Origin of the sequence: Nonomuraea sp. NPDC052129, from assembly GCF_040680095.1 — a bacterium.
In the GTDB taxonomy this organism is placed as follows: Bacteria; Actinomycetota; Actinomycetes; order Streptosporangiales; family Streptosporangiaceae; genus Nonomuraea.
Genome location: NZ_JBFAVX010000021.1, coordinates 184,351 through 198,203, shown reverse-complemented (window position 1 = coordinate 198,203; position 13,853 = coordinate 184,351). Strand labels below are relative to the sequence as shown.

Genomic DNA, 13,853 nt, shown 5'->3' with positions numbered 1-13,853 from the left:
GCTCCTTCAACATCACCACCGCGACCGGCACCCGCCAAGGCATCAACCACAAACACATCCGCCTGCTCCAAAGAGCCGACGGCTACAGCTACACCGCAAGGCAGGAGACCACCAATGAACGGTGAACCTCAGGGCACACTCAAGCCCTCCAGGGCCTTCCCACTCCCGCTTCCTCCCCGGCGCGAACGCCGGAATATCCACGGGAGGTCCTGATGACCGCCATCACGACGACCCTGCCCGGCCGGGTCGGTCCCGGCGCAACTGTCAGGCAGACCATGACGCTGGCCTGGCGGAGCCTGGTGCAGATCAAGCACAACCCGTGGGAGCTGCTCGACCTCAGCATCCAGCCGATCATGTTCCTGCTGCTGTTCACGTACGTGTTCGGCGGTGCCATCTCCGGCTCGACCGGCGACTACCTGCAGTTCGCCCTGCCGGGCCTGCTGGTCCAGAACGCCCTGTTCTACACGCTGTCCACGGCGATCGGGCTCAACACCGACATCACCAAGGGCGTGTTCGACCGGCTGCGCAGCCTGCCGATCGCGCGCACCGCGCCCCTGTCAGGCCGGATCATCGCCGACACGTTCAAGCAGGTGTGGGCGTTCGCGCTGTTAGTCGGGTTCGGGATGGTGCTCGGGTTCCGGGTGACGACCAGCGTGGCGGGGCTGCTCGGGGCGCTGGTGCTGCTGGTGGTCGTGGCGCTGGCGATGTCGTGGATGTCGGTCTTGATCGGGCTCAAAGCGTCGAGTCCGGAGAAGGTGCAGATGATCTCCTTCTCGACGATGATGCCGCTGACGTTCACGAGCAGCGCGCTGGTACCGGCCGACACGTTCCCCGGCTGGCTGAAGGCCTGGTCCGATGTCAACCCGGTGACCTACCTGGCCGACGCGATCCGCGGCCTGCTGATCGGCGGCGAGATCGCCTGGCCGACGCTGGTCTCGCTGCTGTGGTCGGCGGGGTTCGTGGTCGTGTTCGCACCACTGGCGATCAGGGTCTTCCGTAGCCACGTATGAGGAGCGTCTTCCGCAATCACGCGTGAGACCTGGTCCCGTCCGGGTCCGACCGTCTGTCCGTCCGGGTCCGTGTCCGAGTCGGTCCTGGTCCGTCCGGGTCCGAATCCAGGTCCGTCCGGCCGGATCCATCCGTCCGGGTCCGTGTCCGGGCCCGTTTCCCGCAAGGTCCGCGTCTGTCGCCCGTGTCCGTCCCTGTCCGCCTATGGACGGCGTCCCGCAGAGCGGTGTGGTTTCACTCGGTCCTGTTCGTCCCCGGTAGAGCCCATACAGCGGGATCGTGGATCCGTCGCCCAGTGGGACACCACCCACCGGCGGCCGGCCGAGGCCGGGTCCGCGTACCTGGGCACCTGGTTTTAGTGAGCGCGGTGCCCGGCCGAACGGACTGGACGCGCATCGCGTCCCCCCGCACCCGCCGGGCAGGCCGTCCCCCTCGCCCGTTCGATCGGCCGGTCGGGTGCGGCCATCGTCACGGCGACGAGAACCAGCAGGCCGGGACCCGGTTCCCCGGCGATCCCCACGGTTCCCGGCCTCGCCGGGCCGTCTGCGGGCCGAGGGCGGCGAAGGTCATGGATGTGGCGAAGTTCACTCCTATCTTGCCCGCATTGCACCCGCTTTACGGTCCTTTACCGACCACCGACCCTCGCGAAACGGTCGGCGCACGGCGGATAGCCGCGTAGCATCATGCGGCATGGGGCTGTGTAACACGGCAAGACGCGTGAGACACATCGCTGTCTCTGTGACAGCGGTGGCTGTCGTGCTCGCGTCGTCCGGTTGCGACTTCCTCATCGGAAGGTCCCAGGCCAAGGAGATCGCCGAGATCAACGTCTCGAGCCCGGAGTTGCGCGCGGGCGAACCGCTGCCGCGCGAATTCTCCTGCAAGGGCGCTCAGGGCAGTCCGCCTCTGCGTTGGTCCAGCGAGCCTCTGCCCGACGCCAAGTCGATCGCGATCGTGGTCGACTCTCTCTCACCATCAGAATCCGCCGTCCAGTGGGTGCTCTACAACATCCCCGCGACGACGACCGAGCTGGGGCCGAACGCCGCCGCGAGCCCGCCGGAAGGCGCGAGCCAGGCCAAGGTGACCAGCGGCAAGGCGGGCTACCAGCCCCCCTGCGTGGAGAAGGGCAGCTACCGCTTCAGCGTCTACTCGCTGAACGGCAAGGTCGATGTCCAGGAGGGCGCCCCCCTCTCCGAGATCTTGAGAAAGATCGCGGACCAGACCATTGCCCGCGGCCGGCTCACGGTGGTGAACATCCAGTGAGACAACGCTCACTAAACGTAGTAATAGTTACCAATTCTTCACGTAGGGTGTGACAACGCTCATAGTGGTCCGACACAATCAGATCCAATCGCTAGGTGCTGGTGATCAAAGGGGGAAGGTCGCGTCGATGGCCGCGCGATCTCACCGGTGCCGCAGGGAGGCCATGGCTTTGAGGGTGGTGCAATGATCGCGGTCGTAGTCAGCTTGGTCGCTGTCGTGCTCCTCGTGCTCGTCGTCGTGGCACTGGGCATGCGTTCTATGAACCGTCGGGAGAGCTCTCTGCCTCCCGAGCGGCTGAAGCAGATGGCCGAGAAGGATGAGAGGACTCAGACGCGGTCCACTGACGAGTTCTCCAAGAGCGAACCGCGCATGAACAACTTCAGCCCTGACTTCAGTCCTATCGGCGAGGCCAAGGCCAAACCGGTACGCACCGGCCAGCGCGGCAAGCGCGGTGTGGACGAGTGGGGCAACCCCCACACCGACGTCGAGGACGAGGAGTTCTGGGCCAACATCCGCAGCGACGCGGAAGAGGGCGGCTTCGGCTCCGGCGGCACGGTCGCGGCGCGCAAGGGCGCCTCGCGCCCCGTCGAGCGTCCTTCGGAGCGCTCCTCCGAACGGCCCGCGGAAAAGCCCGCCCAGAGGCCCGCCGCGCGTACCCCCTCCGCCCGAGCCGCCGCCGAGCGGGAGCGGGAGCGCGAGAAGCAGCCCAGCGCCCAGCGCGAGCAGCAGCGGCCCGCCGCCAAGCGGGAGCGGCCCGGCAAGCGCGAGCCCGCCAAGCGCGAGCCCGTCACCGCCGTCGACCCCAACGCGGCCACCGTCCAGGCGCCGCTTCCCGGGCGATCCCAGCGTTCGCGTTCCCAGCGGCCCGCCGCCGCGGCCGCCTCGTCCGGCTCGTCCGGTCTGGCAGACCTCGTGGAGTCGGCGCAGCGTCCGGCCCCGACGGCCGCCGAACTGGCCGACCAGCGCACGGTGACGTTCTCCGCGCCGACGCCGCCCGACGTGATGAGCATCCTCGGCGTGGGCGCGCAGCAGGTGACGCCGCCCCAGCCCGGGGCCGGCAGCGGTTCCTTCCCGGCCGTCGGCAGCGGCACCTCGCTGAGCACGAACAGCCCGGCCACCACCAGCGGCTCGTTCCCCGCCACACCGGCCACCAGCGGTTCCTTCCCCGCCGTCGGCGGCAGCGGCTCGTTCCCCGCCACACCGGCGCCCGCCACCAGCGGTTCGTTCCCCGCCGCGCCGGTCTCTCCGATCGGCGGCGCGCAGGCCGGCGTCCCGTTCACGGTCTACGGCGCCAACACCGACCCGCTGGAAACCACCTGGACCAACCCGCCGATCGTGCCGACGGCGTCGGGCTCGTGGCCCGCGCTGCAGCACCACGACATCCTCGACGACCCCGCTCCCGCCGCGCCGTCGAGCGATTCCTGGCCGGCCTTCGAGCCGCAGCAGCCCGCCGCCGCCCCCCGCTCCTCCTATCCGGCCTCCTATGAGGTACGGGCCGGCTGGGCCGTGGCTGACGACTCCGACCCGCTGACCGGCCCCTCCCCCGCCACCGGCACCCCCACGGCGCCCGCGCGAGCGGTCTCGGCCTACGACGACGTGCTGTCGGCCCCGCCCATGCAGCCGGCGCCGCAGCACTTCGCGTACGAGACGGGTGACATCACCAGCCTCCCGCCCGGCCAGATCGCGCAGACCTTCGCGTACGAGACCGGCGACATCACCAGCATTCCGCCCGGCCAGATGCCGGCGGGCTGGGGCGAGCCGCCGGCGAACAACGCCGCCTGGCCCAACTACGGCGGCACGCCCGAGGCGGGTTCCCGGCAGGGCGGCCGCAACGGCGGCGCCCAGGGCAACAGCGGCGGGCACCGTCGCACCACCCCCGAGCAGGAATTCCCCGACTACTACCGCTGATCGGCGACCACCACGCCGACCGCCGAACGGCGGACGAGTGACGGCGGCCACTCATTAATCTGTAAAGCCGCCGATGACCCCTTAAGCCCCCGGCACGCGGGGCAATAGGGTTCGACGTATGATCGGCACTCTGAGTCGCGTGCTGAGCACGCTCAGGTACGACGTACCTGCCTCGCTCGTGGTCTTCCTCATCGCGGTGCCCCTCTCGCTGGGCATCTCGATGGCCTCGGGTGCCCCCCTGGCCGCCGGGTTGATCGCCGCCATGGTGGGCGGCATCGTGGCGGGCGCGCTCGGCGGCTCCGCCGTACAGGTGAGCGGGCCCGCGGCGGGCCTGTCCCTGGTCGTCGCGGATCTCGTGCAGACGTACGGCTGGCGGGCCACCTGCATGATCACTCTGATCGCGGGGGCGGTGCAGCTGGTGCTCGGGGTCTTCCGGGCGGCCAGAGCGGCGCTGGCGGTCTCGCCGGCGGTCATCCACGGCATGCTCGCGGGCGTCGGCGTGGTCATCGCGCTCTCCCAGCTGCACGTCGTGCTGGGCGGCAGACCGCAGCGCTCGGCGCTGGCCAACATCGTGGAGCTGCCGGCGCAGCTGGCCGATATGCACGGCCACACGGTGGCGGTGGGCCTGCTCACGATCGCCGTGCTGGCGCTGTGGACGCGCCTGCCCAAACGGGTCAAGGCCGTGCCGGCGCCGCTGGTCGCGCTGCTGGTGGCCGGCGTGACCGCGTGGGCGTTCGACTGGGACGTCACCCGCATCGACCTGTCCAACGCCGTCACCTCCTGGGCCTTCCCCGTGCTGCCGTCCGGCGACTGGCACCGGATCGTGGCGGCCGTGCTGCTCGTCGCGCTGCTGGCCGGGGTCGAGTCGCTGCTCTGCTCGGTCGCGGTCGACGGCATGCACGACGGCCCCCGTACCGACCTCGACCAGGAGCTGAGCGGTCAGGGCGTGGCCAACATGGTCTCGGGCGCGCTGGGCGGGCTGCCGGTGGCGGGCGTGATCGTCCGCAGCACCGCGAACGTGCAGGCGGGCGGGCGCAGCCGGTTCTCGGCGATCCTGCACGGGGTGTGGGTGGTGGTGTTCGCTCTCGGGTTCGGCTGGACGATCAAGCTGATCCCGATGGAGGCGCTGGCGGCGCTGCTCGTCTTCATCGGCGTGCAGATGGTCAACCTGGGCCATGTCAGGAAGGTGCACGGCCACGGCGAGGTGCCGGTCTACCTGGTGACGATGGGGGCCGTGCTGGTCCTCGGGCTGGCAGAGGGGGTGCTGGCCGGTCTCGCGCTGGCCGCGCTGCTCGCGCTGCGGCGGCTGACCTGGGTCACCGTCAAGACGCGGCCGGAGCAGGACGGGCGCGTCCACGCGACGATCTCCGGCTCGCTCACTTTCCTGGGCGTGCCCAGGCTCACCCGCGAGCTGCGCGCCATCCCGCCCGGCACGGCCGTGGACCTCGACCTGAACATCGACTTCATGGACAACGCCGCCTTTGAGGCAATCCACTCCTGGCGGCTGAACCACGAGCGGCTGGGCGGCAGCGTCGACATCGACGAGCTGCACGACGAGTGGTACGCGATGGCGGCCAGCGGGACCCGCCTGTCCCGGACCAAGACACCGCTGCGGACGCCGGAGCGGTGGTGGCTGCCGTGGTCGCACCGCCACCACCGCCCCACCCGGCACGGCGGGTCGGCTCCGGGAAGTCCCCGTCCGGCCAGCGTGGAGTGCCAGCTGACGGCGGGCGCGCGGGAGTATCACCGGCGTACGGCTCCGCTGGTGCGGCCCATCTTCACCGAGCTGGCCCGCAAGCAGCAGCCCACGCACCTGTTCATCACCTGCGCCGACTCACGGGTCATCCCCAGTCTGATCACCGCGAGCGGCCCCGGCGACCTGTTCACCGTGCGCAACATCGGCAACCTGGTGCCGCGCAGGGGCGCCGAGCCGCACGACGACTCGGTGGTGGCGGCCATCGAGTACGCGACGCAGGTCCTGGGCGTGCACACGATCACGGTCTGCGGGCATTCGGGCTGCGGGGCGATGTGCGGGCTGCTGAGCGGCGGAGTGAAGGCGGGCAGCCTGCCGGGGATGCGACGCTGGCTGCGGCACGGCTACCACAGCCTGGCCACGTTCATCGAGACCGCGGATGAGCCGCTCGACGGCGGGGCGCTGGACCGGCTGTGCAAGGTCAACGTGCAGCAGCAGCTGGAGAACCTGCGGACCTACCGCAAGGTCGACGAGCAGGTGCGGGCCGGACAGCTGGAGCTGGTGGGCCTGTACTTCGACATCAGCTCCGCCAGGGTGCACATGTTGCCGCCCCTCCCGTCTACGCTCTCCGTGAAGATATGACCGGTTTGTTGGTCGTACGCGAAGAATGTCGGCATGAGAGTACTGGTCATCGGCGGGACGAGATTTCTGGGACGAACCATCGTCGAGGAGGCGCTGGCACGGGGGCATCAGGTCACGACGTTCAACAGGGGGCAGAGCGGGGCGGATCTGCCCGGTGTGGCGGCCATCCGGGGTGACCGCGAAGTGACCGCGGACCTCGAACGGCTGGCCGACGGGCACACCTGGGACTTCGTGGTCGACACGTCCGGCTATGTGCCACGGGTCGTCGGCGAGTCGGCGCGGGCGCTGTCGGGACATGTGGGAACATACGCGTTCATCTCCTCGGTCTCCGCCATCGACGGCTTCCCCGGCAAGCCCGCCACCGAGGGCTCGGGGGTGTGGGACTGCGCGCCGGACGCCGGTCCTGACGACGGTGACTACGGGGTGCTTAAGGGCGGCTGCGAGCGGGCCGTGGAGCAGGGGTTCGACGGCAACGCGCTGATCGTGCAGCCGGGCCTGATCCTCGGCCCGTACGAGAACGTCGGCAGGCTGCCGTGGTGGCTGAACCGGATCTCCCAGGGCGGCCAGGTGCTCGCGCCGGGTGATCCGGGCACGCCGATGCAGCTCGTGGACGCGCGGGACATCGCCGTCTTCACCCTGGACCAGGCGGAGCTCGGTACGGCCGACCGGTTCGCGGTGACCGGGCCCGCGGGCAACACCACGTACGGCGAGTGGCTGGAACTGGGCAAGGAGGCGACAGGGTCGGACGCGGAGTTCGTCTGGGTGGACGACCGGTTCCTCGTCGATCAGGGGGTGGGGACGTTCGTGGAGCTGCCGCTGTGGGGCGGGCCGCCGTCGGACGAGGTCGCCAACTTCTGGAGCGTGCCCACGGCCAAGGCCGAGGCGGCCGGGCTGCGCGTACGGCCGGTGGCGGAGACGGTGCGGGACACGTGGGCGTGGCTGCGTGACGTACCCGAGGCGGAGCGGTCGTACGGGGCCAAGGCGCTGCACGGCATCGCGCCCGAGAAGGAGGCGGCGGTGCTGGCCGCTTGGGCCGCCCGCTCTGCGTAATCGTCCATAGGCCGCGGAGCGCCCGTTCTGCGTAATCGTCCACAGACCGCTGGGCGGCGGCGGGTTAGCGTCTACGGTGTCGCGCTTGGCAGTCCTTGGTCCCCCACCCTGGCCCGGCGCGGCGGCCGGTCCTCAATTCCAGGGGCCGGAGGGGCGGAGGTATCCGCTGTCAGTGGTAGCGGGACAGCCGGGTGGTCACCTCCGCCCCTCACCACGCACGGCGGCTCATACTCAAGTCCTGGTTCGGCCAGGAGCCGAGGGGACGTGGGCCAACAGGGCATCGAGAGCGGCGGGCTCGGCCGCGCCGCCCGCCGCCAGGACGACGCCCTGCCGGTCGGTCAGCACGGCGTACGGCGGCCAGGGGATGCCGTGACGGTCGAACACCCCGGGATCGATGACCAACGGCAACCCGACCCCCTGCGCCGCCAGGTAGTCGCGGACCTGCCCCTCCTCCTCGGCGCTCACCAGGACGACGTCCACCTGCTCCGCCGCGACGAAGGCGGGCAGCATGGCGCTGCAGAGGCCACACGTCGGCGCGATCAGCGCGTAAAGAACGCCGGGCCGTTCAGAGGTGAGGGCCACCGCAGGCGGGGTCACGTCCCAGTGGGTGCCGGTGCGGGGACCGACGCGGCCGCGCTCCACGGCTCCGATCAATCGGGCCGGCGCGAAGGTCAACACGAGGTACGCCGCTCCCACCAGCAGGTGGACGGGGGCGAACGGGGAAGGTCCCGCGACGGTGGCCATGACCGCCAGCACCGCGAGTAGGCCGGTACGCGTCATGGTGGCGGCGCCGACGAGGCCGTGGTCGCCGAAGCAGCCGCAACCGACGCTCAGCCCGCGCCACAGCACGGATGCCATCGCGGCGAGGAAGGCGGCGAACAGTGCCGCCGCGAGCAGCGCGCCCCAGCGCTGGGTGGATGGCGCGGTGAGCAGCCCCGCCGCCGCCAGCTCCGCCATCACCACCGCGACGGCGGCGACGACCGTGAGCCGCTGCGGGATCAGCCGGTAACCCGCGATGTCGGCGGCGAATCCTGACAGGTCACGGGCCTTGCTCACGGCCGCGTACAGCAGGACCGCGGTCAGCGCCGTGTAGGCCGACGACAGAACGATCATGTGGCCGCGTCCCGGTATGCCTGGGCCTGGAGGGTGTACATGTCAGCGTAAAGGCCGCCCTCCTCCATCAGCTCGGCATGCGTGCCCTGCTGGGCCACCCGCCCATGGTCGAGGACGTAGATGCGGTCGGCGTACCGGACGCTGGCCAGCCGGTGCGTGATGAGGACGATGGAGCGGCCGTCGGCGTACTTGCGGATGCGCTCGAACAGGGCGTGTTCTGCGCGGGCGTCCAGCGCGGAGGTGGGCTCGTCGAAGATCACCAGGGCGGCGTCGCGGTAGAAGCCGCGGGCCACGGCGATCCGCTGCCACTGCCCGCCCGACAGGTCGTGGCCGCCTCGGAAGCGCTGGTCGAGCAGCGAGTCGTACCCCTGCGACAGTCCGGCCACGACTTCGTCGGCCCCGGCGGCGGCCGCGGCGGCGGCCAAGCGGCCTTCGTCCAGCGGGCGGCCCATGAGGATGTTCTCGCGGAGGGTCAGCGGCCAGCGGGTGTGGTCCTGGGCGATCACCGAGATGAGCCCGCGCGTGTCGAGGTCGGCCAGGTCGGCGCCGTCCCAGCGGATCGTCCCCGAGTCCGGCCGGTACAGTCCGGCCAGCAGTTTGGCCAGCGTGGTCTTGCCGGAGCCGTTCTCCCCGACCAGCGCGATGACCTCGCCGAACCCCACCTCAACGCTGATCCCGTTGAGCGTGGGACCGCTCGCCCCCGGGTAGCTGAAGGTCACCTGGTCGGCGGCCAGCCGCCCGGACGGTTCCGGCGCCGCCGTACCGGATGGCTGTCGCACGCGCGAGGCGGCCAGCTCGCGGAATGACAGGTAGTCGCCGAAGTAGAGGCCCGCCTCGTACAACCGGTTCATCATCTGCACCAGCGCGGCAAGCGACATCTGGCCGGCGCGGATGGCCAGCACGGCCGCGCCCGCCACCGAGAGCGGGATGACGCCGACGGCCAGCAGCCCGGCGAGCGCGGCGTAGACGGCGACGGTCGCGGCGCCGGTCAGCACGTCGCCTGCGGCTTTGGTGACGGCACGGCGGCGCGCGACGTCGAGTTGCACGTCCTGTTCGAGGTCGGCGACGTTCGCGTACTCGCCGAGCAGGAAGTCGCGCAGCGCGAACGCGCGCACCTCGGCGGCGGGCAGCCGCTCGGCCATCAGGTCCGACAGCATGAACTTGCGCCGCCGCGCGGCCGACAGCCGGTAGTACCCCTGGTACTGCAGGCGCGCCGCCCGCACCGCGGCCCAGCCCGCGGGTACGACCGTGACCAGCAGCAGCGGCGTCAGGAGCGGGTGCATGAGGCCGAGTGCCACGGCCGAGGCCAGCACGCCGACGGCGCCGCCGATCACGGCGATCGTCGCCTCGACCACGCCCGCGGCGTCGGGCACGCCGCTGTCGCGGGCTCTGCGCATCGCGTTGTGGAACTCGTCGTCGTCGAACGCGGTCAGCTCCACCTGGGTGGTCAGCTCGAAGAGCCGCGTCTCGGCCAGCCGTTCGACCTCTACCTTGAGCCGCGCCTGGGCCCAGGTGGCGGCGGTCAGCAGCGCCCCGCGCACCGCGGCGGCGGCCGCGACCAGCGCCAGCGAGGGCAGCGCTGCCCGGACGCGCTCGGGCGTGGGCCCGCCGGCGAACAACGAGGCGAGCACGTCGGACGTCGCGACCAGGCCGTAGACGGTGAAGATGCCGGCCGCCAGGTTCCCGGCCAGCGCGATGATCGTGTCGCGGCGGTGCGCCTCCCATGCCATGCGCAGCGCGGACATCACCAGGTACGGCAGGCGACGAGCGATCTTCGCCATGCTCGCCGTCAGGAGTTCGTCGCCATGGCTCTCCCAGTAGGCGAGCGCCAGCCCCGACCTGTCCGCCGCGACGTCCGGGGTGCGCTTCTTCCAGAACGCTTTCATGCGGGAAGCCAGGGGATCACCCAGCCAATCTAAGTGACCGTTGTGTCGCCGTAAAGCCCTCTTGTAAACGATTCCGCCTCCGCACTGCTGGGCAAGGAATCCTGTTCCGTGATGCCTGGACATATTTGATGAGTTGTGAACATAATGCGTCCGTTTGGCCGCGACAGGCGATTCCCATCGCGGTCAAGGCACGGGTAACGGCACTTATCCAGCGCCGTCCCGAGGCTCAAGCCCCACATCGGCCGCCTACCGGTGGCCAAGGAAGGAGCCCTTATGTCCGTTCTTACACTGGAGCCCCGCGACGCAGGCGTTCTGGAGTACGAGGACCTCGCCGTCGACTTCGAAGGCGAGCTCACCGCGCTGCTCCACGGCCCTCAGGCCTGCGTGAACACCTGCAAGCGTACCGTTTGCTCGACGTTCCCCTGCTGCCCTTCGATCGTGTAATCGAGCGGTAACGCGTTCGGCGTTCCGCGGCGGCGCGCTCCTTGCGCCGTACCGCTGTGGAAAGGCCATCGGTGCACTTCCGGTGGCCTTTCTTCAGGCATCCGGCCGCTCGGTGCAGAAGGGTTTTCTCGTTGACGGTAAATGTGATTGTTTCCCTTACCCATTTTGCTGAGTCGAACACTAGGGAAATCTATGAGGGCGACACCTGGGTCAGCGTCCACGACCCGCGTGCCACCACCCCCAACCAGGGCTGGAAGCTGCACGTGTCCGCCCGTCCCGGCACCCTGGGCGACACGCTCGAACGGGTCCTGCCCGTCCTGGCCGACGTGTCCTGCGACTTCAAGGTCGCCTGCTCGCCCGAGAAGCTCGCGGAGCTCAACTCCGGAGACCTCGACCCGGGCGCGGTCGGCAAGGCCATCACCGTCTACCCGCGGCCCGAAGAGGTCGTCCCTCTCGGTCACCGGCTGGCCGAGGCGCTGGCGGGGCTGGCCGCGCCGCGCATCGTCAGCGATCGCCAGGTGCGCCGCGACGCGCCGGTCTATTACCGGTACGCCCCCTTCGCCCCCCAGTACCGCGTGGACGAGAACGGCGACTTCGAGCTGATCATCGTCAGCCCCGACGGCGAGCACCTGCCGGGCGCGGCGGGACCCGAGTTCTCCTGCCCGCCGTGGGCGACCGACCCGTTCCGGCCGCAGAGCGGCGTCCCCGGCTCACCTCAGGACTCGCCAGAGGGCTCGTCTCGGGAGGGCGCCGCCGGGGCGGACGCCGGTGAAGCGCCCGCCAGGCTCATCGGCAACCGGTACCGCGTCACGTCCGGCGTCGCGCGCGGCCCGCGCGGCAACGTCTACCGGGCCGAGGACGCCGACGGCCGGCCGGTCGTGGTCAAGGAGGCCCGCGCCTACGTGGGCGAGAACGCCGAGGGCTGGGACCTGCGCATGTACCTGCGCAACGACCTTCGCATCCTCAAGGCCCTGGACGGCGTCGCGGGCATCCCCACGCCGATCGACCACTTCCGGCACGGCGAGGACGAGTTCCTCGTCATGACCGACGCCGGCAGCCTGGACCTCAACCGGTTCGTCGGCGAGCGAGGCCGCTTCACCGAGAACGGCGGCGACCGGGACCTCACCGCGCTGGCGGGCCGGCTCCTGGAGGTGCTGGACGCCGTGCACGCACGCGGCGTCGTCGTCAGGGACTTCTCCCCCAAGAACGTGGTGCTCGGCGAGGACGGCCGCTGCACGCTGATCGACTTCGGCAACAGCAGGTACGAGGGGCTGCAACTGCCCGGGTGGAGCCGTGGCTACAGCGTGCCCGGCCAGCAGGCGGACCGCCCCTCTGAGCCCGCCGACGACTACTTCTCGCTCGGGGCGACGCTGTTCTTCTCGGCGACCGGGATGAACCCCATCATGATCGATCCCGACCCGGCCAGGAACGTCGAACGGACGCTGATGTGCCTGGCGCGGATGTTCCCCGGCGTCACGACGGGCGTTGTCGGGCTGCTGCCGCGCCTGCTCAGCCTCGACGCCGAGGAGCGAGTGGCGGCCGCGGCCGACATGAGGACCGGCGTCGGCGCCGGGCGGGCGGGCCGTACACTGTCGCGGTCTGACGGGGTGCGGTTCAGCGGTGCGCTGCTGTCGCAGGTCCTGGATCACACCACCCGCGTGTGCGTACGGTTCGCGGAGGGCCTGATGGACGGCCCGGCCGACGCCCGGACGTCGAGCCCGCCGGTGACGAACGTCTACGGCGGGTCGGCCGGGGTCGGCATGGAGCTGCTGCACCACCCCGAGGCCAAGACCGTCGCCGCCGACCTGGCCCGCTGGACGGCGCGCGTCATGCCGTCGACCGCGCTCCCCCCGGCGCTGTACTTCGGCCGCACGGGAACGGCGCTGTTCCTGGCCGCCGCGCGGCTGACCGCCGTCCCCGAGCTGCCGGACCCCGGCCCGATCGTTCTGGAGGGCGAGCAGCGCGCGGACCAGGCGCACGGCGTCGCCGGCATCGGCGCGGGGCACCTCTCGCTGGCCGCGCTGGAACAGGATCCGCGCCACCTGGAAGTGGCCGCCGAATGCGCCAGGTTACTCGTCTCCGGCGAGGTGACGGACTCCAAGGACGCGGTCGCACCGGCCCAGGCCGGTTCGGGCGTCAACGTGGAGATGGCCTTCGCCCACGGCGCCGCCGGGTGCGCGGAGTTCCTGCTCTCCTACCACGAGGCCACCGGCGACCACGACGCCGGGCAGGCGGCCAGGGAACGCTTCGAGTCGCTGGCCACCGCCACCGAGGCCATGCTCGGCGAGCTCACCGGGCCGGACGCCAAGGCCATGGGCGCGTCCTGGTGCCAGGGCGTCTCCGGCATCCTCGGCCCGCTGGCGCACGCGGCCGGCACGTACGGCGAGGACCGCTACCTCGACCTGGCGGAGCGGGGCGCCCGCGCGAGCCTGGCCATCGCGCCGCAGGCCTGGGTCGTGTCCCAGTGCTGCGGCCTGGCGGGCATCGGCGAGGCGCTGATCGACCTGGCGATGGCCACCGGCGACGACGACTACTGGCGCGGCGCCGAACAGATCGTCGAGCTGATGTTGATGCGCGCCGGCGGCGAGCTCACGGCCCCGGTCTTCACCGGCAATGACCTCGACAAGCCCGGCTACACCTGGGCGACCGGCGCGTCCGGCGTCCTGTCGTTCCTCCGCCGCCTCGACCGCCGCGCCGGCTCCCGGCTGTGGACGGCGAACTGGCGGCTGCCCTAGGCACTTCCCCGGGGTGCTTCGTCACACGACCGTCTTGGTCCGTGTGCGGGGCCGTTGTGGCTGGGGACCTTTTGGAGGAATACCCCCTTCGGGGGGAGACGAAGAAAGCGGTCC

Annotated in this window: 9 protein-coding genes; 7 read left to right on the top strand and 2 right to left on the bottom strand. The window is 70.9% G+C overall.

Annotated elements, in window-relative coordinates:
• Positions 1-212 precede the first annotated feature (212 nt).
• From AB0L53_RS36860 to AB0L53_RS36840, 5 genes are all read left to right on the top strand, one after another.
• Positions 213-1,010 carry an ABC transporter permease gene (locus AB0L53_RS36860; RefSeq protein WP_364004235.1) on the top strand — a complete coding sequence of 266 codons (798 nt, stop codon included), beginning with the start codon at positions 213-215 and terminating at the stop codon, positions 1,008-1,010.
• Positions 1,011-1,746: 736 nt separating this feature from the next.
• Positions 1,747-2,268 carry a YbhB/YbcL family Raf kinase inhibitor-like protein gene (locus AB0L53_RS36855; protein ID WP_364004233.1) on the top strand — a complete coding sequence of 174 codons (522 nt, stop codon included), beginning with the start codon at positions 1,747-1,749 and terminating at the stop codon, positions 2,266-2,268.
• A gap of 183 nt (positions 2,269-2,451) precedes the next feature.
• On the top strand, positions 2,452-4,176 hold the full coding sequence (locus tag AB0L53_RS36850) for a hypothetical protein (RefSeq protein WP_364004230.1): 1,725 nt from the start codon (positions 2,452-2,454) through the stop codon (positions 4,174-4,176).
• A 118-nt stretch (positions 4,177-4,294) separates the two neighbouring features.
• The gene (locus tag AB0L53_RS36845) at positions 4,295-6,511 is read left to right on the top strand and encodes a bifunctional SulP family inorganic anion transporter/carbonic anhydrase (protein WP_364004227.1); all 2,217 of its coding nucleotides are present in this window, start codon (positions 4,295-4,297) and stop codon (positions 6,509-6,511) included.
• Between the two features lie 33 nt (positions 6,512-6,544).
• Positions 6,545-7,561: an NAD-dependent epimerase/dehydratase family protein gene (locus AB0L53_RS36840; RefSeq protein WP_364004224.1), complete on the top strand. Its 1,017-nt coding sequence runs from the start codon at positions 6,545-6,547 to the stop codon at positions 7,559-7,561.
• Between the two features lie 231 nt (positions 7,562-7,792).
• On the opposite strand, the gene AB0L53_RS36835 is transcribed toward AB0L53_RS36840, so the two are convergent.
• Entirely contained in the window at positions 7,793-8,674 is an 882-nt protein-coding gene (locus AB0L53_RS36835) for a MauE/DoxX family redox-associated membrane protein (RefSeq protein WP_364004221.1), read from the bottom strand.
• Entirely contained in the window at positions 8,671-10,560 is a 1,890-nt protein-coding gene (locus AB0L53_RS36830) for an ABC transporter ATP-binding protein (protein WP_364004218.1), read from the bottom strand. Before AB0L53_RS36830 ends, AB0L53_RS36835 begins: the two co-directional genes overlap by 4 nt.
• A 273-nt stretch (positions 10,561-10,833) precedes the next feature.
• Here AB0L53_RS36830 and AB0L53_RS36825 point away from each other — a divergent pair, with 273 nt between their 5' ends.
• Positions 10,834-11,004 carry an SflA family class IV lanthipeptide gene (locus AB0L53_RS36825; protein ID WP_225289182.1) on the top strand — a complete coding sequence of 57 codons (171 nt, stop codon included), beginning with the start codon at positions 10,834-10,836 and terminating at the stop codon, positions 11,002-11,004.
• A gap of 143 nt (positions 11,005-11,147) precedes the next feature.
• Positions 11,148-13,739, top strand: a complete 2,592-nt coding sequence (gene lanL, locus AB0L53_RS36820) for a class IV lanthionine synthetase LanL (protein WP_364004215.1) — start codon at positions 11,148-11,150, stop codon at positions 13,737-13,739.
• Positions 13,740-13,853 lie beyond the last annotated feature (114 nt).

Excerpts from the sequence above, each read along its gene's own strand:
- AB0L53_RS36840 (WP_364004224.1), top strand. The coding sequence starts at position 6,545 with ATGAGAGTACTGGTCATCGGCGGGACGAGATTTCTGGGACGAACCATC.
- AB0L53_RS36845 (WP_364004227.1), top strand. The coding sequence starts at position 4,295 with ATGATCGGCACTCTGAGTCGCGTGCTGAGCACGCTCAGGTACGACGTA.
- AB0L53_RS36835 (WP_364004221.1), bottom strand. The coding sequence starts at position 8,674 with ATGATCGTTCTGTCGTCGGCCTACACGGCGCTGACCGCGGTCCTGCTG.
- AB0L53_RS36825 (WP_225289182.1), top strand. The coding sequence starts at position 10,834 with ATGTCCGTTCTTACACTGGAGCCCCGCGACGCAGGCGTTCTGGAGTAC.
- AB0L53_RS36860 (WP_364004235.1), top strand. The coding sequence starts at position 213 with ATGACCGCCATCACGACGACCCTGCCCGGCCGGGTCGGTCCCGGCGCA.
- AB0L53_RS36850 (WP_364004230.1), top strand. The coding sequence starts at position 2,452 with ATGATCGCGGTCGTAGTCAGCTTGGTCGCTGTCGTGCTCCTCGTGCTC.
- AB0L53_RS36830 (WP_364004218.1), bottom strand. The coding sequence starts at position 10,560 with ATGAAAGCGTTCTGGAAGAAGCGCACCCCGGACGTCGCGGCGGACAGG.